Origin of the sequence: Spirillospora sp. NPDC048824 (genome assembly GCF_043198455.1) — a bacterium.
Classification (GTDB): Bacteria; Actinomycetota; Actinomycetes; order Streptosporangiales; family Streptosporangiaceae; genus Spirillospora.
Genome location: NZ_JBICUS010000001.1, coordinates 251,125 through 268,182, shown reverse-complemented (window position 1 = coordinate 268,182; position 17,058 = coordinate 251,125). Strand labels below are relative to the sequence as shown.

15 protein-coding genes are annotated in these 17,058 nt (G+C 72.1%); 3 read left to right on the top strand and 12 right to left on the bottom strand.

Annotated features, from left to right (window positions below):
- The 4 genes from ACGFIS_RS01215 to ACGFIS_RS01200 all read right to left on the bottom strand — a co-directional run.
- Positions 1-1,167, bottom strand: a 1,167-nt coding sequence (locus tag ACGFIS_RS01215) for a hypothetical protein (protein ID WP_392968932.1), incomplete at its 3' end; no start/stop codon positions are given.
- Positions 1,168-1,233: 66 nt separating this feature from the next.
- A complete protein-coding gene (locus ACGFIS_RS01210) occupies positions 1,234-2,250 on the bottom strand; it encodes a hypothetical protein (protein WP_392907184.1) in 1,017 nt (338 codons plus the stop codon).
- Between the two features lie 77 nt (positions 2,251-2,327).
- Positions 2,328-2,639: a hypothetical protein gene (locus tag ACGFIS_RS01205; protein WP_392907187.1), complete on the bottom strand. Its 312-nt coding sequence runs from the start codon at positions 2,637-2,639 to the stop codon at positions 2,328-2,330.
- Positions 2,632-3,252, bottom strand: a complete 621-nt coding sequence (locus ACGFIS_RS01200) for a DUF6668 family protein (RefSeq protein ID WP_392968929.1) — start codon at positions 3,250-3,252, stop codon at positions 2,632-2,634. The genes ACGFIS_RS01205 and ACGFIS_RS01200 overlap by 8 nt, the downstream gene beginning before the upstream one ends.
- A 292-nt stretch (positions 3,253-3,544) precedes the next feature.
- On the opposite strand from ACGFIS_RS01200, the gene ACGFIS_RS01195 reads away from it, so the two are divergent.
- Complete coding sequence (locus ACGFIS_RS01195; protein WP_392968926.1) at positions 3,545-4,816, top strand: DNA-directed RNA polymerase I subunit RPA34; 1,272 nt, start codon at positions 3,545-3,547, stop codon at positions 4,814-4,816.
- Positions 4,817-4,828: 12 nt separating this feature from the next.
- Here ACGFIS_RS01195 and ACGFIS_RS01190 read toward each other — a convergent pair whose 3' ends face one another.
- Genes ACGFIS_RS01190 through ACGFIS_RS01175 form a run of 4 tightly spaced genes read right to left on the bottom strand, consistent with a single transcriptional unit; the run spans position 4,829 to position 11,032 of the window.
- Positions 4,829-7,057 (bottom strand): DUF3488 and transglutaminase-like domain-containing protein, encoded by a 2,229-nt coding sequence (locus tag ACGFIS_RS01190; RefSeq protein WP_392968923.1) that lies wholly within the window; start codon positions 7,055-7,057, stop codon positions 4,829-4,831.
- A complete protein-coding gene (locus ACGFIS_RS01185; RefSeq protein ID WP_392968920.1) occupies positions 7,045-8,178 on the bottom strand; it encodes a DUF58 domain-containing protein in 1,134 nt (377 codons plus the stop codon). The genes ACGFIS_RS01190 and ACGFIS_RS01185 overlap by 13 nt, the downstream gene beginning before the upstream one ends.
- Before the next feature lie 4 nt (positions 8,179-8,182).
- On the bottom strand, positions 8,183-9,175 hold the full coding sequence (locus ACGFIS_RS01180; RefSeq protein ID WP_392968917.1) for an AAA family ATPase: 993 nt from the start codon (positions 9,173-9,175) through the stop codon (positions 8,183-8,185).
- Between the two features lie 18 nt (positions 9,176-9,193).
- Positions 9,194-11,032, bottom strand: coding sequence for a hypothetical protein (locus ACGFIS_RS01175; RefSeq protein ID WP_392968914.1), 1,839 nt, complete (start codon positions 11,030-11,032; stop codon positions 9,194-9,196).
- 229 nt (positions 11,033-11,261) lie between these two features.
- Between ACGFIS_RS01175 and ACGFIS_RS01170 the strand changes: the two genes are divergently transcribed.
- A complete protein-coding gene (locus tag ACGFIS_RS01170) occupies positions 11,262-12,653 on the top strand; it encodes a hypothetical protein (protein ID WP_392968911.1) in 1,392 nt (463 codons plus the stop codon).
- A 41-nt stretch (positions 12,654-12,694) separates the two neighbouring features.
- Here the strand turns inward: ACGFIS_RS01170 and ACGFIS_RS01165 are convergent, their stop codons facing one another.
- Positions 12,695-13,063 carry a response regulator transcription factor gene (locus ACGFIS_RS01165; RefSeq protein WP_392907209.1) on the bottom strand — a complete coding sequence of 123 codons (369 nt, stop codon included), beginning with the start codon at positions 13,061-13,063 and terminating at the stop codon, positions 12,695-12,697.
- Between the two features lie 164 nt (positions 13,064-13,227).
- Here ACGFIS_RS01165 and ACGFIS_RS01160 point away from each other — a divergent pair, with 164 nt between their 5' ends.
- On the top strand, positions 13,228-13,938 hold the full coding sequence (locus ACGFIS_RS01160) for a response regulator transcription factor (RefSeq protein ID WP_392968908.1): 711 nt from the start codon (positions 13,228-13,230) through the stop codon (positions 13,936-13,938).
- Here the strand turns inward: ACGFIS_RS01160 and ACGFIS_RS01155 are convergent.
- The 3 genes from ACGFIS_RS01155 to ACGFIS_RS01145 all read right to left on the bottom strand — a co-directional run bounded on the left by ACGFIS_RS01155 (position 13,895) and on the right by ACGFIS_RS01145 (position 17,005).
- On the bottom strand, positions 13,895-14,635 hold the full coding sequence (locus ACGFIS_RS01155) for a hypothetical protein (RefSeq protein WP_392907214.1): 741 nt from the start codon (positions 14,633-14,635) through the stop codon (positions 13,895-13,897). The genes ACGFIS_RS01160 and ACGFIS_RS01155 overlap by 44 nt on opposite strands.
- A gap of 458 nt (positions 14,636-15,093) precedes the next feature.
- On the bottom strand, positions 15,094-15,990 hold the full coding sequence (locus tag ACGFIS_RS01150; protein ID WP_392907216.1) for a sigma-70 family RNA polymerase sigma factor: 897 nt from the start codon (positions 15,988-15,990) through the stop codon (positions 15,094-15,096).
- A gap of 307 nt (positions 15,991-16,297) precedes the next feature.
- Positions 16,298-17,005 (bottom strand): response regulator transcription factor, encoded by a 708-nt coding sequence (locus ACGFIS_RS01145; protein WP_392907218.1) that lies wholly within the window; start codon positions 17,003-17,005, stop codon positions 16,298-16,300.
- Positions 17,006-17,058 lie beyond the last annotated feature (53 nt).

Below are 17,058 nucleotides of genomic sequence, written 5' to 3'. Positions count from 1 at the left end.
CGACAGGGTGCCGCTCGGACCGTTCGGCGGGTGGCCCTTCGAACCGTTCGGCGGGGTGCCGTTCGGAACGTTCGGGTTGCCCCTCGGACCGTTCGGGTTGCTCCTCGGACCGTTCGGGTTGCCGTTCGGACCGTTCGGGTTGCCGTTCGGACCGTTCGGGTTGCCGTTCGGACCGTTCGGGTTGCCGTTCGGACCGTTCGGGTTGCCCCTCGGACCGCTCGGGTTGCCCCTCGGACCGCTCGGGTTTCCCTCCGGGGTCAAGCGCTTGTTGATATAGCCCGTCGCGCCAGACCAGACGCCGTTCAGCTTGCCGACGTTCACAGCGGTGCCCCCGAACAAGAAGTGGCCGACCTGGCGCGGGCTGAAGGAATTGTTGTCCTCTCTGACCGCGGGCATGATTGCAGAGAAGACCGCCGGTAGGGCGAACACCATTCCGATGATCAAGGCCATGCCGGCGAATCGGTCTGCCTGGTAATCGGAAGCCATTAGTCGCTGGCCCGCGGCCGCGCCCGTCGCAGCGATCGGGCCGTACGCCCACCAGGAGATCAGGTAGCCCATAGCCATTTTGTAGGCGCGCTCCCCATATGAAGTGTACCGCGATGCGGCAAATACGGGGATGATTCCCACCAGAACCACCATTGCGGCGGACCGAAAGAGCATCAGCCCCCATTGAATGAGTGACGAGATCGTCAAAAAGACACCGAAAATGGCAAGGAGGAAGATGGTGCCGGCCTGCTGGTGGGGACCGAGCTCCTCGTTCCATTTTTTGGTCCAATTGCTATCTTTCGGCGCGGCTTCCCACAGAATCCACGAGGAGTATCTGTCGCCCGCAATCGACGCCAGTTGCACCACCGTGGCAAGCATGAGGACAATTATGGCCAACTCGAAAAATTGCGAGAACGCCGCTCGAAAAGGTTCGCCCTTGCGCTGTATAGCAGCCCTGAATGCTGCGAAGATGAACCCGGCGAACGCCATGAGCGAGGTCAGCCAGTTGGTATGCACGCGCAGAAAATAAAGAACACCGCCCGCCCCTTTGCGATCGGCGAAGTTCTGGCTGTAGGATTCACCGATCCACCAGCTCATCTGCATCTGGAAAGAATCCATCGCGGCGAGCAGGATTTGCTCGGTGAACCAGGAAAGAATTGAGTCGAGTATGTCCTCGATCATCAGGCCTCCGCACGGTGGCAAAATACCATCAGAAAAACGCCTGACCTGGGTGAGGCATATTTCCGTTCAGAGCGGCTCGAACAGGAGGGAGATAAGACCCATCACCAATCCGGAGCCGGCTATCAGGCACGCGAGCAGCACCCAGCCCAGGTTGGCGGCATGAGCGCCGACCTCGCCCCTCTTGTGCTTGAGCGCCATATTGCCGCCGACCAGCATGAATCCGAGCATGCACGCGCCCAGCGCGAACCAGACCAGCCAGCCGTTCAAGACTCGCAACGGCTCGGCGACTTCCGAGGCATTCTCCGCGTGCCCTCTTAGCTCGAGCTCCTCCTCGGGCCTGTCATTGATGGACTTTTTGGAGCCTCCCGGAGGGGGTGGCTTTATCCACGGCTTGCCGCTGGGAAACACATTCTCGTACTTCCGTTCACCCGTACCGCGTTGACAATACTCTTTCGCCGGACCCTTGATCTTGTCGCAAGGACTGTCTCCGCCTTGGCATTTGACGAGTTCCGCGCCGGAAAAATTGTCCTTGCAGTAATCTTCTTGCCGGTCCGCATCGGGCCACTTGGTGGTGTCGCTGGTGTTGCAATACCCCACCCCCTCGTCCGAGCCCAGGCAGACCTTGAGGCCATATTTCACGATCAGGGCCAGCTTGTATCCCGAGTCGGGCTCATCACACTTGCCTTTTTCACCCGCGCGCATGGTGGCGACTACTTTCCCCCCTCTCGTCACGTAGCCGCGCACGTCCTTGCCGTCACCCTCGACATCGCACACTCTCACCCGGCCGCTGGCGGGATGCCATTGCAGCTTGCCGCCGGGGTCGCCGTCCACGGTCTTGATCTCGTCCGTCTCATCCCAGTCCACGGGAGCCTTCGCCGCCGCAAGGCCGACGGCGACCCGCTGAGATCCCAGAACGGCAGGGGCGGCTTCAACCGCGAGCCGTACCGGGCCGGGGGAGAACTGACCGGCCGGCTGCGTCCATCGTTCCGGGGCGGGACCGCCGTAGACCAGGCGAGCCTGCTCCGGAACGGAAGCATGAGGAAGGCCGATCGCGCACAGGATGATGCCCAGCCCGAAGATCACAGCAGGCAGACCGGATACGCATCGACGCACCGGGCTTCGGGAGCGGGCCACACGCGCGGGACCGAAGTATCCAGTCATCACGTGGTCGTGGCGAACTTCTCGACGATGACGACTGCAGAACCGATGATGGCGCAGGCGAATGACACGATGGCCAAACTCGCTATGTGCCCCCCTCCCTCACCTCTCTTGTGCTGGATTCCCATTCTGGCACCGACGAGCATGAACCCCGCCACGCAACAGAAAAAGGCGCCCCACTTGGCCCAGCCGAGGATTATCTCAAACTGATCGGCTCCCGGCGGGGCGGTAGATTCGTCGGGCTTGGGGACAGGAGCCAGAGCGACCACATGGTGCGCCAGATCGGCCGTCAGCGAGATCATCACGTCAAGCATGTGCGTCCTCCGAGATGATGCGATTGAGGTCTTGAGCCAGCCGCGCGTATGCGGACGGCAGTCTGACCTGCTCCGGGGGGTCGCCGAGGCGCAGGGCCTCGACCCAGGGAAGCTCCCAGACCTGCGGTACGCCTCCGGAAATGAGGCGCAGCAGGTCCTTCAGGGGCTTCGGCAGTTTTCCGGGGGCATCGGCGATGGCCACCAGCCCCAGCAGCCGCACGTTCGGCAGTACACCCGCGGCCCACTGCCCGGCGGCGGCCTGGGCCGCGCGGAGGCCGACGGCGTGGGTGCGCGCCACGAGAATCACCCGGGCCTGCCCGGGCGGTTCGGGAGCCGGCCAGTACCGTCCGGTGCTCCTGCCGAAGGGGATGAGCGCGGCCAGCGTGGAGGCGCCGGCTCCCCCGTGGCATGAGGAGATCCAGAGGGCGGGGCCGGGGCCGCTGTACCCGGCGAGCCCCAGCGAGCTCGTCGGCGGCGGTGCCAGCCGGGCGGGTGTGACCGCCCGCGCGTGGAACCGGCCGACCTGGACGTCACCCTGCCCGGGAGCGTCGGCGACCGCGTTCGGCGGGCCCTCGGGAGCGGCCGTCCACTGCGCCGCGTCCGCCACTTGCATGATTGATGAGCCCCCTCTCCGAAGGGACCGCTCGCCGGTCGGGACCGAGCCGACGAGGCGAGCACCGTTCCGAGCACACCTCTGCCATGCGGTGAACCGTCCGCGCTTACACGTGATCGTCAACCGCGGCGGGCGAGAAATTTCGCGCGGCCGCGATACGGCCCGCTCAACTGCCGCTTTCCGCGCCGGTGGCTGGCGGCGAGCGTGCTCGTCCGCACAGTCGGAGGTGGAGGACGTCGCGTTTCGAGAGGTCGCGGACGCGGCGTGAAGCTCCTCGGGAGAGGAAATCGGTATGGCAGCGGACGACACTTCCGTCAAGGGGACGGACTTCTGGGCGGCCCTCGGCACTGAACCAGAGACCGGCAAGGCGCCGCCCCTGCCGGACAGCCGGGACAAGCTCGTCGCCGGGCGCCCCCGCGACCGTTCCCCGCGACCGGCCGAGCGGCCCGGACCGCCTGCGGAGGAGGCGGGCGACCGGTCCTCGGAGAAGGAACCTTCCCGTCCTTCGCCGCGGGTCACCCGGCATGCCACGGTGGAGTTCCCGGCGCCGGGCAGCACGCCGGGACCGGAGGAGCGGGTGGAGCAGGACGAGTCGGTGAAGCCGGTGGAGCAGGAGGAGCGGGTGGAGCAGGACGAGTCGGTGAAGCCGGTGGAGCAGGAGGAGCGGGTGGAGCAGGACGTGTCGCTGAAGCCGGTGGAGCAGGAGGAGCGGATGGAGCAGGACGAGCGGGAAGCGCCGCAGCCGATCCGGCCGGTCGCCGCGCGGGCGGCCGAGGCGGTGGCGGAGCCGGAGGGCCCGCAGGCGCCCCCGGACTGGGTCGCCGCCGAGGAGATCGCCCGTTCGCTCGAGCCGCGGCTCTTCGAGATCTGGACGGAGGCCCTCGCCCGGCACACCGGCGGGGACGAGGCCATGGCGGGCCGCGTCCACGACGTGCTCAGCGGCTGCCACCTGCTCGGCGAGCTGTGGCGGGACGAGAGCGTCGACGAGGTGCACGTCCACGGCACCGAGGTGACCGTCTGCGGCCGGAACGGCATGCACCGGGTCGTCGGATTCCCGGACCTCGGCACAGCTCAGCGTGCTGTGGAGGCTTTCCGGACGAATCAGGGCACGCAGGGCGCCGTCGTGGCACGGGTCGGCGATGCCGTGGTCGTGAGCCGCACCCCGGCGCAGGTGGCCAGCGCGGACTGGCTCCTCGCCGCCGGCGTCCTCACCGAAGACCAGCTCTCGCAGGTCGCGATGGCGCTGCGGCACATGCGCACGGTGACCGTGACCGGTCCCGCCGCGCGGATCGTGGTGCGTGCGCTCGCCTCCCTGATACCGGCGGGCAGCCGGGTCTTCCTCGGCCCGTACGTGACGCTGCCCGCCGGCTGCGTCACCGCGGCGTCCCCGATGGAGGCCGACTACGTGGTCGGTGTCCGCCCCGGCGCGCTGGCCGAGGACATGGCGACCGAGGGCCAGGTGGGCGCGCTGATCGCCAATCCCGCGACGCGCGTCCGGGCGGCGATCAGGCTCGCGGTCTCCGGGCCGTCCGCGAACCCGGGCGAGGTCAGCCAGATACCGTGAGCGCGCGCCGGCTCACTTCCCCCGGCCCGTCCGCGCCCGCCGCGTCAGGCGGGACGGCCGGGCCGACCAGAGGGGTGCGCGCGGGTCCGACCACCATGCCAGGCGGCGGACCGGTGAGCTGGAGCGCCGCAGGCCCGCCGCCAGGGCGCCGACCTGCGCGGCGGCGAACGCGGCGTCGTCCGGGGTGACCGGGCCGCCGAAGCCCGCCGCGTCCACCCGCGCGCCCAGCCGCCGCAGCGGTCCGGGCTCGGTTCCCGGCAGCCGTGCCGCGAGGAGCGCCGACACGTCGGCCGTGGTGGCGGACGCGGGCAGGGTGAGACCCGCGAGCCGCATCGCCACCAGGAGCTCCGTCCAGGCGGCCAGGATCCGCTCGCGCGCCGTGCCCCGCCGCGATCTGCGCAGGCCGCGCAGCCGCAGCAGCGGCACCATCGTCAGGAAGAGCAGGAGCAGGACCAGCGGCGGGACGGCCAGGACGGCGTACCCTCCGCCGTCTCCCGGCGGCGCCTCGCCGCCGCGTGCGCCGGTGCCCGCCTGGTCGCCGGCGTCGTCGTCGCGGTAGGTGCCGTCGTCCGTCGTCCGGTCTCCCGGCCGCGGTGCCGGGGACGCGGCCGAGCGCTTGCGCGGGTTGGGGTCGTAGGAGACCCAGCCCACGCCCTCGTAGTAGATCTCGCCCCAGGCCACCGCGTCGCCGCTGCGGACCGTCGTGCCGTCGCGGGCAGGTCCGAACCCGACCACCACCCGGCTCGGCAGTCCGGCGGCCCGGGCGAGGACCGCGAACGCGCCGGCGAACTGCTCGGAGGTGGCGCCGCCGCCGCGGCGGCCCGGCGGGACCAGCAGCTTGCCGAGCCTGGCGTAGCCGTGCCCGCCCGGGACGCCCGGCCGGAAGGTGTAGGAGTCGCGCAGGTACTCGGCGATCCGGGACGCCCGCTGGTGCGGGCCGCCGTCGCCGGCCGCCTTCCGCGCGATCTCGTCCAGGCGGGCCGGGGCACCGGGCGGGAGGCGCAGGTAGCGCTCGAAACCGGTTCCGGAGGCGGCCATCGCGTCGGTGCCGCGCCATCCGGTCCAGTCGGGGACGGTCCCGGTCGCCGTGTACGAGTGCCCCGCCACCGGGCCGTTCAGGGACAGCAGCGTGCCGGAGCCCGCGTCGTGGCCGACCGCCATCCCGTCCACCCGGGTGGGGATGCCGGGGACCGGCAGCCAGTCGCCGGGCAGGTTCTGGACCTTCACCTGAACCGTGCTCCGGGTCGTCCGCGGCGGTACCGCCTCGGCGGGCGGCAGGGTCGGGCCCGCCGGGGTGTAGGTGGCGTCGGGAATCCACATCGTTCCGGTGAACTCCGCGAGCGCGACCCAGCGCAGCGGCGTCCGCCCGCCCGACACCGTCATCAGCGGCAGATCGGGCGCGGCCGACCATTCCGACAGGTAGGCCATCGGGTTGCGGACCTCGCGCGGCTTGTCGGGGAGCTCGCCCTGCCTGCGCGGATCGGACGCCCGTACCGGCCAGCCCTCCAGCATGCCGGGTGCGGCGACCGCCGCGCCGATCCCTGGAAGGGCCACGGCGCAGGCCACCGCCGTCCCCGCCGCGGCGACTCGCGGAAGGGGCCGCCGCCGCGCGCGCGCCGTCTCCGGGGCCCGTACCCGGACCGTGAACCCCGCAGCGGCGGAGTCGGGGGCGTCGGGCGGGGCGGAGGCCAGCACCAGCGCGGCGGCGCCGGCCAGCAGCGCCGCCGACCAGTACCCGGCGCCGGCCGTCTCCGGGTTGAGCGCGGCGGCCCCGGCCAGGAGCACCGCGCCGGGCAGCAGCGCGGGCAGGACGCGGCCGTCGCGGCGCAGCACGGTCGCGATCGCTCCGGCGAGCCAGACCGCCAGCAGGGGGAACGCCAGCAGGTCCACGGTCGCCGGGGGGTGCGGCGCCGTGGTCAGGATGCGGGCCCCCGAGTGCAGCAGTGCGTCCACCGCCCCGGGCACCGGCTCCCGCACCGGCCCGGGGGCCAGGGCGGCCACCACCACGAGCCCGGCGGCGGCCACGGGGAGCCCGGCGAGCACCGCGATGGGTCCGAGCCCGCGCAGCAGCCGGTGCGCCGCCGACGTGACGGCCACCGCCGCGATCGCGGTGCCGGCCAGCACGGCCGCCACCGGTGCCGGCCGCTCGTACCCGGCGGCGAGGAGCGGTGACGATGCCGCCGCGGCCAGGGTCACCGCGGCGGCGGCGAGCAGGGCCCGTCCCCGGTTCACCGCGTCCACCAGCGGCTCCGGTTCCAGCCGGCGGCGAAGGCCTCCGCTGTGTCCGCCTGCAGCAGCCGCACGCCGGGAGGCGCGGCGAGCGGCTGCGCGCCGGACGCGGGGCCCACCAGCGCGACCAGCGACAGGACGCGCCGCGTGGCGAGGGCGTCCATCGCGGCGGCGGTGTCCGCGGGGGCGGCCCGGCCGGACAGCAGGACGACCGCGCGGCCGCTGCCCGCGCGCAGCCGCGCGCAGGCGGCGGTGAAGTCGGCGTCGGGGCGGGACGTCGCCTCGGCGAGCAGGTCCAGGTGGGCGGTGACGCCGGCGGACGGGGGCGAGTACCCGCCGCCCGCCAGGCGCAGCTCGACCGGGAGGTCCGGGCCGGACACCACGATCGAGGCCGCCGCCTCGGCGAGGGCGTCCAGCTCCGCCCGGCCGTGGCGGTCGTCGACGAGCACGGTGACGCCGGGCCGGGCGGAGTCGGCGTTCTCGCGCACCATCAGGCGCCCGCGGCGGGCCGAGGTGCGCCAGTGGATCCGGCGGACGTCGTCGCCGGGCGCGAGCTCGCGCAGCCCCGCGAAGGAGCCCTCGGTCGCCCGGGTCGCCGCCGAGGAGGTGTCCCGGCCGCCGCCGCCGGCCGCGGGCAGGACGGTGAGCTCGTGGTGGCGGGGATGCACGAGGAGCCGCACGGTCTCGTCGCCGACCGTCCGGGCGGCCCGTGCGAGGCCCAGCGGGTCGGTGCGGACGAGGTCGAGCGGGCCGACGTCGAGGAAGCCCCGCCGCTGCGCGGACAGCTCGTAGCGGATCCGGGCGCGGGCCGGGCCGAGCGGGAGGACGAGCGTCCCGGCCGGCCCGGTGACGCGTTCGGCGGCGGTCACGCGTCCCTCGCCGGGGCCGTCCGATTCGACGATGACGGTGACGGACTCGCCGGCGCGCACCCGCGTGGCCGTGACACGGCGGCGCACCCGCGCCGGGCGGGGCGGCCTGGCCAGCGCCATGGCGAGGCCGACGGTGGGGAACACGAGCGCGCCCAGCGCGCCCGGCGCCAGGTAGCCCAGGCCGAGGCCGCCGCCCGCGAGGACGGCCCCGGAGGCGATCAGCCCCCAGCCGCGCCGGGTGAGCCGAGTCGTGCCGCCTGCCATCGGTCTAGCGCCGGTTCTCGTGCGGCCCCGGTACCGGTACCTCGGCCAGGACCTCGTCCAGCAGCACGGCGCTCTCCTCCGCGGTGGCGATGCCCGACAGCGGTACCAGCCGGTGCCCCCACACGGGCCCGACCAGGGCCCTGACGTCGTCCGGGGTGACGTACACGCGGCCGTCGGCCAGCGCGTACATGCGCGCCGCCCGGCACAAGGCGATGGACGCGCGCATCGACACCCCCGCCCGCAGCCGCGTGTGCCGGCGGGTCCGCTGGGCCAGCCGCAGAACGTAGTCGTACACCGGGTCGGCGAAGATGACCTGTTCGGCGACGGCGTTCAGGCGCGCCACCTCCGAGCCGTCCAGCACCGGGTCCAGGGTCTCCGGAGCGGCCGGGGCCGCGTTGCGCATCAGCGACAGCTCGGCCTCCTCCCCCGGGTACCCCAGCGACAGCCGCATCAGGAACCGGTCGAGCTGGGCCTCCGGGAGCGGGAACGTGCCCTCCAGGTCGACGGGGTTCTGCGTGGCGACCACCAGGAACGGCCGGGGCACCGGGTGCGCGGTCCCGTCCACGGTGACCTGCCGCTCCTGCATGACCTCCAGCAGGGCCGACTGCGTCTTGGGCGAGGTCCGGTTGATCTCGTCCACGATGAGGACGTTGGCGAAGACGGGGCCGGGGTGGAACTCGAACTCCCGGGTCCGCTCGTTGAAGATCGTCACACCGGTGATGTCGGACGGCAGCAGGTCGGGGGTGCACTGCACGCGGCGGACCGACCCGCCGGTCACCGCCGCCAGCGCGCGGGCCAGCGTGGTCTTGCCCATGCCGGGCAGGTCCTCCAGCAGGACGTGCCCGCCCGTGGCGAACGCGGTGAGGATCAGCCGCACCGTCGCGGGGGCGCAGTGCGCGACCCTGCCGACGCCCGCCGCCATCCGCGCGAAGGCGTCGGCGGCCAGCATCGCGTCCTCGCCGTTGATCGCGCCGGCCTCGGCCACAGTGGTGCTCACGTTCGGTCCTTCCTCATGTCAGCCGCAGTTGCCCCAGCCGCTCGAGGCGCTGGCGCCGGACGCGCCACCGGAGACGCGGACGCAGACGCCTGACGCCGACACGTACACCGGACCGGCGTAGTACTTGAACGTGCCGGAGTCGCTGCCGACCTCGCCGCCCTTCTGCTCCACCAGTCGGACGAAGACACTCGTGCCCTTGCCGACGTTCGCGGTCTTCATCGTGACCGCGCAGTTCTTCTTGGTGCTGGCACTGTAGAGCTGGTAGACCCGCCCGCCGGTGAACGAGATCGACCGCTGAACGACGTAGTTGCCGCCCGAACCGGAGTTGCAGACCTGCTGCGGCGTGTACGGGTTGCGGGTGACGGGCGGCTTCGGCTTCGGCTTGGGGGTGCTCGGCGGGGGAGTGGAGGGCTTGGTCGTGGTGGGGCTGGTGGAGGGCCTCGTGGTGGACGGCTTCGTAGACGGCCGCGTGGTCGACGGCCCCGGCGCCGGTGCCGTCGACGGAGAGCGTGTGGCGGGCGTCTCCGGTTCCCGGCTCTGCGGCGGGGCGGTCGTCCGGGGCGAGCGCGGTGTCGTGGGCGTCACCGGGTCCGGCCCGGTGGGCGGCTCGACGGGCGCCTGGGCCGGGTTCGGGAAGATCGGGTCGATGGTCGGCGCCGGAATCGGCGGCGGGCTGTCCTCGCCGCCGCCCGGCGCGACCGGGCGGTCGCTGCCCTTCCCCGGCCCGGTCGGGTACTTGCCGACCGGGCGGGCCCGGCCGTCGGGGCCGACGACCTGCGCGTCCGGGCTTCCCGGCGCGTTGATGAACAGGTTGTTCTCGCGAACCTGCAGCTCCAGATCGCCGCGTCCGGACGGCATGTTCAGCACGCCGGTCTGGCGGCCGGCCTGGTCGAACACCTCGACCTGGCCGGTCTCCCGGACGGGCACGTACACCTTGCCGGCGAACGGCACGGCGGGTTCCTGAACGGGGGCGCGCAGCGGGAACGACCCGACCTCGCCGCCCTCGCCCACGTTTTCGAGCGTGACGACCGAGCCGGCGCCGGGAACGGTGATCGCGGCCAGGGCGCCGTGGGTGCGCTCGGGCACCATCGCGCCCGCGAGCGGGACCGGCGCCGTGAGCCGCCGGACGTCGTCGCCGGTCGCGACCACGAGGTCGCGCCCGCTGCGGTCGATCACCAGCGCGCCCTGGTCGAGCACGGTCACCGCGAGGTCGTGTCCGGGCTCGGCGGCCTCCTTGGTCACGGCGACCTCGGCGCCCTCGGCGGAGACCTTCAACGCGACGACGGTCCCCTGTGCGGGCACCGCCATCCACAGCCGTCCGGCACCGTCGAACTCGCCGCCGACCAGCGGCCCCGGCAGTCGCAGGACGGGACCCACGGGGCGCAGCGTGGCGGGGTCCAGCGCCCGCACCGCGCCAGTGGTGCGCTCGACCAGGGCGGCGGCGGTGGCGCTCAGCACCAGGTGGGGGTCGCCGCGGGTACCGACGTCCAGCCGACCCGACAGCCCGAGGCCGCTCAGGTCGAGCGAGGACACGCGCCCGGTCTCCAGATCGTGGATGAGCAGGTGCTGGTCGTCCTGGGTTACCTTGACCCGGTGGCCACGGGCGCCGGGCACCTCGCGGCGTCCCTGCACCTGGCCGTTGCCGGGGTCGACCAGCGCCGCCTCGCCCGTCATGCGGCTCCACAGCCAGGCGCTGCCGTCGGAGGCCTCGAGGGCGTAACCGATGCGGCCGCTGCCGAGCAGCGTCGCCGCCAGCGCCACGGTGACCAGGACGGCCGCGCCCCAGCCACCGACGCGCACCCGGGCCTTCAGCCCGGCCGCCTTCCGCTCTTGCGGAGGCGCCTCTTCAGTTCCCACCCGCGATTCACCCCGCGTCGTCACATCGCACCAGAGGTTCCACGACTGACTGTCCGGAGGAACCCGCGATGCGCACGACCGAATCCTGTGGCGATCGGGTAAGCCGCCGATCCGGAATGGCCATATCGTCACTTGCCCGCACTGTCTCTACTACCCGCACTGTCCCTACAAGCGAGAAGCACGGGCCGAGGTCGGTCCGGCCGATCACCAGAGCGCCGAGGACAACGTGATGACTACCGCGCCGAACCTTGTCGTGACGGGCGACGTTGGCCTGTCACAAAAGCTGCGCGAGACGCGGCGGTTCCCGGCCGTGTTCGACGTCGCCTCCGCGACCGAGTTGCGGGAGCTCTCCAGGAGCGGCAGGGTGCGGCCACCGGCCGCGTTCCTGTTCACGCCGGGCTTCGACGAGGACCTCCCCGAGACCCGGGTCCCCGACCTGGCCAACGGGCTGGCGGCCAGCGGGTTCACCGTGCTCGTCCACGGCTACTTCAGCGAACGCGGCGACCGGTTCGTCGAGGACGTGGTCACTAGCGCGCGGCCGATGAGCCTGTCGGACCTGCTGGCCGCCCTCGGCGTCGCCCGGCCGGCGAGCCCCGCACCACCCGGCCAGGAGACCGCGCCCGACCTGCATCCCGAGCCTCCTCCGGAACCATGGGAGTCCCAGGAGGTCGAGGAGGTCGAGGAGGTCCAGGTCCAGGAGTTCCACGTCCGGGAGTTCCCGGTGGTCCGGGACGCTCGGGAACCCCTGGAGACCCCACCCGGGTACGGCGCGCCGGAGTTCACCGATGCGCTTGAGGAGAGCGCGCACCCTGCCGCCGCACCGCCCACCGTGATGGAACAGCTGCTGGAGCCCGCATGGGAGGAGGCGCCACCAGAGCCGGAACCCGAGACCTGGGCTCAGCCCGCGCCCGAGCCCGAGACCTGGACACAGCCCGCACCGGAACCGGACCAGGCCGTCTGGCCCCCGCAGGCGGCGCCCGAGCCCGAGATCTGGACTCAACCTCCGCCGGAGCCCGACCAGGCCGTCTGGCCCCAGACCATGCCGGCATCCCCGGCTCCACATCCCCGCGATCGCGGCCGAAGCGGCCGAAGGAGCGTGCTGATGGCCCTGGTGGTGGTCGTGGTCATCGCGGTGGGAATCGGTGCGGCCGGCCTGATAGGCGGGGACTGGGCGGACGAAGGACGCACCCAGGCCGGGTCCTCACCGGAGCCCTCACCGGCGAAGGCGGCGCAGCCGTCGGAGTCGGCGAAGCCGCAGTCCTCGCAAGCCGCTCCGCCTCCCGCGTCCAAGTCCCCCGAGGTCCCCTCGTCCGCCCCGACGGCGGTGCGCCCGGTCAAGCAGTACACGCCCGGCGCGCTGCGGATCGTGGACGGCCGGATCTCGATCCAGGTCACCTGGCAGGACCGCAGCGCGGGCCGGGCCTCGCACTACGTGGTCGGCGGGCCGACGGGACGTCCGCCCACGACTCTGGCCAGCACACCGCCGGGGACCGCCAGGGTCGAGGTCACCGCGCTGAACCCGGGCGTGGACTACTGCCTGACCGTCGTCGCCGTCGTGGACGTCGACCGGGTCGCCCAGGCCAAGCCGGTCTGCACCCACCGCGTCAAGCGGAGCGGCTGAACCGCCCGGTGGTGGCCCGGCGGGCGCGGCCCTCGCCGCGATCAGTGCTCGGTGAGCGCGGAGATGACTTGCTTCAGCTCACTGAGCTCGAAGGGCTTGCCGAGCACGCGCGTCCGGACGCCGTCGTCGAGGTCGCCGGACGCCTGCACGGCCGCCGTCAGCACCAGTACCGGCACCTGCGCGGTGCGGGAGTCGAGGCGCATGCGGGCCAGCAGATCGGCGCCGTCCATGTCGGGGAGCATGCGGTCCAGGATGAGCAGCTCGGGGCGGCAGGGGTCGTTGAGCTCCGTCCAGCCGTCCTCGCCGCATTCGGTGACGACCGGATCGTAACCCTCGCGCTTCAGGATCACGCGGAGCAGCTCACCGACCCTGGAGTCCTCGACGATCAGCACCCGCACCTGCTGCTCCACCGCCCGGCACCGTCCGACCCGTACGGCCGGAGAGCCTACCAGTATCCGGGCACGGGCCTCCGGCCGCGTCCGCTCACGGTCGGCAGCATCGCAAGCGGGACGGCTCCACCACTCACTTGACGATGAATCGATCTTGGAGTCTTCGTCGGATATACCATTGACACGTGGCACGAGTACTCGTCGTCGATGACGATCCGCGGCTGGTCAAGGTCGTCACCAGCCAACTGCGCAGGCACGGCCATCAGGTCGAGTCGGCGCCCAACGGCGAACTGGCCCGCCGGGTGCTGCGCCGCGGCGACGTCGACATCGTCCTGCTGGACGTCAACCTTCCCGACATCAACGGCATGTCGCTGATCCTCCACTTGCGCGAGGAGGACGACACCACCCCGGTCATCCTGCTGACCGTCCGCTCGGAGGCGCAGGACCAGGCGCTCGGGCTGCAACTCGGCGGGGACGACTACGTCCCGAAGCCGTTCAACTCCGAGGTGCTGCTCGCCCGCATCGAGGCCGTGCTGCGGCGCAGCGCGGCGGGCGCGGCGCCGGGGGCCGAGGACGCGCGCGGCGGCACGATGAAGATCGATTCCGTGCTCATCGACTTCGCCCGGCGGCAGGTGACCAGGGACGGGGCCGCGGTGCAGCTCGCGCCGCTGGAGTACGCCCTGCTGGAGTTCCTGGCGATCAACCGCGGCCGGGCGGTGTCGAAGGAGGAGTTCATGCTGCGCGTGTGGGGCACCAGCCGCGGCGTGTCCCGGACGCTCTCCGAGCACATCTCCCGGCTGCGCCGCAAGCTCGGCGACGACCTGATCGTCACCCGCAGCGGCTACGGGTACCTCATCCCGGCGCCTCGGCGAGATCGCGCAGCCACAACTCCGTGACGAGGGCGTCCCGCTCCTCCAGCCGGGACCACACCTGGTGGCCGAGCGCCTGCATGGTCGTCCGCCAGCGCGCCAGCCCGAGGTCCTCGCCGATCCCGCCGCCGACCCGGGTCGGCCACGGCAGGCCGACCTGCGCCCGCGCCACGTCCAGGTCGCAGCGCTCGGGGCGCTGGGGCACCGAGCGCACGGTGTGCACCGCGAACGCCCCGCGCCGCCGTAGCGACACCTCCTGGGAGCCCAGCCCGCCGAGCAGCACGTCATGGGTGCGCATCGTGTCGGCCACGATCATGCTCTTGCACTCCTCGGGGCGGCGCACGACCCCCAGGTCCTTGAGGAGCTGACCGAGGCCCGTGATCGCCGAGCCGAGCATCCGCACGTCCTCGCCCGGCTGCGCTTCGGCCGTCTCACCGACCAGTTCCGCCGTCACCGAGGCGATGGTGAGCTCGATCGCCATCCGGTGGGCGAACCCCCGGAGGAACCGGTCGTGCCACCGGTCCACCCCCGCCAGCTCGGGATGGTCGAACGTCACGGCGGACGCCCGTGTCAGCGGCACCGCCAGGACCGATCCAAGCGTGAACGGGGACTGCCACGTCAGCGCCTGGCCCGCCGCGACGAGCGCGTCCCGGTCCGGGGGCGATCCGTCACCGCACTCCAGGTCCTCGACTCCGGTCGGCGGGGAGCCCGTACGCGCGTGCACGAGGACCGGAAGCGCCGGCCCCGCGTACCTCAACACGTGCGACCGGTCGGCGACTCGGGGGCGGCGGGGCGGAGTGCCGCCCGCCCGCAGGATGCGGCGTTCGGGGTCACCGTCGCGCTGACGAGCCGAGGCTCCAGACCGAGATACCTCGGAATCGTTGACACCGTCTTGTTCCTCTCATCCGCAACCTGCGCGTCCCAGCGTCGCTGATCCACCTCGCTCCGATGGCGCGAGCCCTCTCCCTCTAACGTCCGTGTGCGCGCGGATCGGCAAGCCCGCGACCGGAGTTCGTCCCCCGAAGTTCGCCCTGCGCGCGCACGGTGAGTCAGAACGAGCGGACACGGATCGTACAACGATGCCTTCGTGACCTTGTCAACCATCGTCGATCCCCCGGATCTTCCCGGGTCGCGCCCCCGCGTCAAAGACCTCGCCGGCGCCCTCCTGCGCCGGCGGCACGCTCACACCGTGCCCGCGACGGGCCCCTTGAGCTTGGCCAACGCCTTCTGCTGGATCTGCCGGACGCCCTCACGGGACAACCCGAGCTGCTCACCGAGGATGCGGAGCGACTGCTCCCGGCCGCCGTCCAGGCCGAACCGCCGCGCCAGCACGTACCGCTCACGGGCGTCGAGGCGCGGCAGCCCCTCGGTGAGGAGAGCGCGGAGGTGGAAGCGGACCAGCACCTCCTCCTCCAGGTTCAGGGACGGGTCGGTCAGCCGGTCCTCCCAGGCGACGACGTCCTCGTCCTGCCCCCTGCGCGGCGACTGCAGGCTCTCCAGCCGGGCCGGGGCCAGGACCCGGCGGACCTGCGCCTCGGTCACCCCGGCCCGTCCGGCGATGTCGGCGTAGTCCACCGGAGTGTCGGCACCGCGCTCCTCGATGAACCCGCGCTCCGCCGCGAGGATGGCCGGCCGCTTCTCGAAGTCGCCGAGGGTGAGGTTGGCGTGGTCGGCGTCCCGGACCGCCCGCAGCACCTCCCGCTGGATCGGCTTGAAAGCCCAGCTCGAGAACGACCCACGCGCCGGATCGTAGGAGGAGATGGCCCAGAGCAACCCCACCTTGCCGGCGCTCTCGAAGTCCTCGCTGTGCTCGACGGACCTGGTCGTGAACATGGCGACGTACTGGCGGACGAGCCCGTAGTTGGCGGTCAGGATCTCGTAGGTGAGGTCGTCGAAGTCGCGCTCGGCCTTGCGCAACGCGACCTCCGCCGACGTGTCACCGGAACCCGCGTCGATCCGTGCCCGCAACTCCATGATCTGGCCGTGGAGCTCCTTGCGGCGCGCGAAGAGAGCGTCGTTGCGGGCGCGGAACTCGTCCGCGGCGGCACGCTTCTCGTCGGCTGGCTGCGCGTTGTCCATCAACCTCTCCAGTTCGTGGCACAGAACCCCTCCGACGCGACCATGACCGAAACAAGACCTGTCAGGAGACCATCGTTGACTTGTTTCCGCGGTTTCCGCACCCCACTGGACGGCCCGCCACCCGGACGGTGCCCGTTCACCGCGCCGGCGGCCCCGCGAATTCGCAGGTCAGCGATTCACGCTGCGAACGCCCGCGGCGGCCGGCATGCCGCGCACTCGTTGACAAAAAGTTGATCTCGCGGGGATCGCTCGTTGGATCGTTGGTGCTCGCGCATTGCCGTTCTGGTGCGCACCCTCGTCCGCCCGCTCAACGGTCGGTGGTCGTGGACTCTCCGGGACCCGGGATGAGGTACCCGTAGCCGCTCTGGGTGGAGATCAGACCGTCACCGAGTTTGCGGCGCAGCCGGGAGACGTGCTCGGTGAGCGTGCGGGAGGCGCCCCGGCCGGTGCCCCACACGCTCTGCATGAGCTCCTCCCTGGACACCGCTCTCCCGCGGTTGGTCGCCAGGACCTCCAGGACGGCGTACTCCAGCGGGGTCAGGCGCACGGGGACCCCGTCCCGGAGCACCTGCCGTGCGGCGAGGTCGATGACGACGGGCGGGATCTCCAGTTGCTCGCTCTGCCGGCGCGCGGGGCGCCCGGCGGCGCCCCGCGCGCTGCGCCGCAGCACGGCCTGGATCCGGGCGAGCAGCAACTCGGGGTTGAAGGGCTTCACGATGTAGTCGTCACCGCCGAGCCGCAGCCCGAGCGCCTGGTCCTGCACCTCGGTGCGGACCGTCAGCAAGATGACCGGAGTGGTGTCGCCCTCCTCGCGGAGCTGGTGCAGCAGGGAGATGCCGTTGACGTCGGGCAGGTTCACGTCCAGCAGGACGATGTCGATGTCGCCCCCGCGCAGGACCTGGCGGGCCAGCTTCCCGTTGGGCACGAACTCGACCTGGTGGTTCCGCTTCCACAACAGGCTCGCGACCACTTTCACCAGTCGCGGGTCGTCATCGACCACGAGCACCCGTGCCACGAGATCATCCTATGGGGGCCGAAATCAGGCACCTGCCCCGGCCCGGGCCCGAA

What these genes read in the sequence shown, in the direction of transcription:
- ACGFIS_RS01195 (WP_392968926.1), top strand. Translation starts at nt 3,545, where the DNA reads ATGGCAGCGGACGACACTTCCGTCAAGGGGACGGACTTCTGGGCGGCC.
- ACGFIS_RS01185 (WP_392968920.1), bottom strand. Translation starts at nt 8,178, where the DNA reads ATGGCAGGCGGCACGACTCGGCTCACCCGGCGCGGCTGGGGGCTGATC.
- ACGFIS_RS01150 (WP_392907216.1), bottom strand. Translation starts at nt 15,990, where the DNA reads ATGGACAACGCGCAGCCAGCCGACGAGAAGCGTGCCGCCGCGGACGAG.
- ACGFIS_RS01205 (WP_392907187.1), bottom strand. Translation starts at nt 2,639, where the DNA reads ATGCTTGACGTGATGATCTCGCTGACGGCCGATCTGGCGCACCATGTG.
- ACGFIS_RS01170 (WP_392968911.1), top strand. Translation starts at nt 11,262, where the DNA reads ATGACTACCGCGCCGAACCTTGTCGTGACGGGCGACGTTGGCCTGTCA.
- ACGFIS_RS01200 (WP_392968929.1), bottom strand. Translation starts at nt 3,252, where the DNA reads ATGCAAGTGGCGGACGCGGCGCAGTGGACGGCCGCTCCCGAGGGCCCG.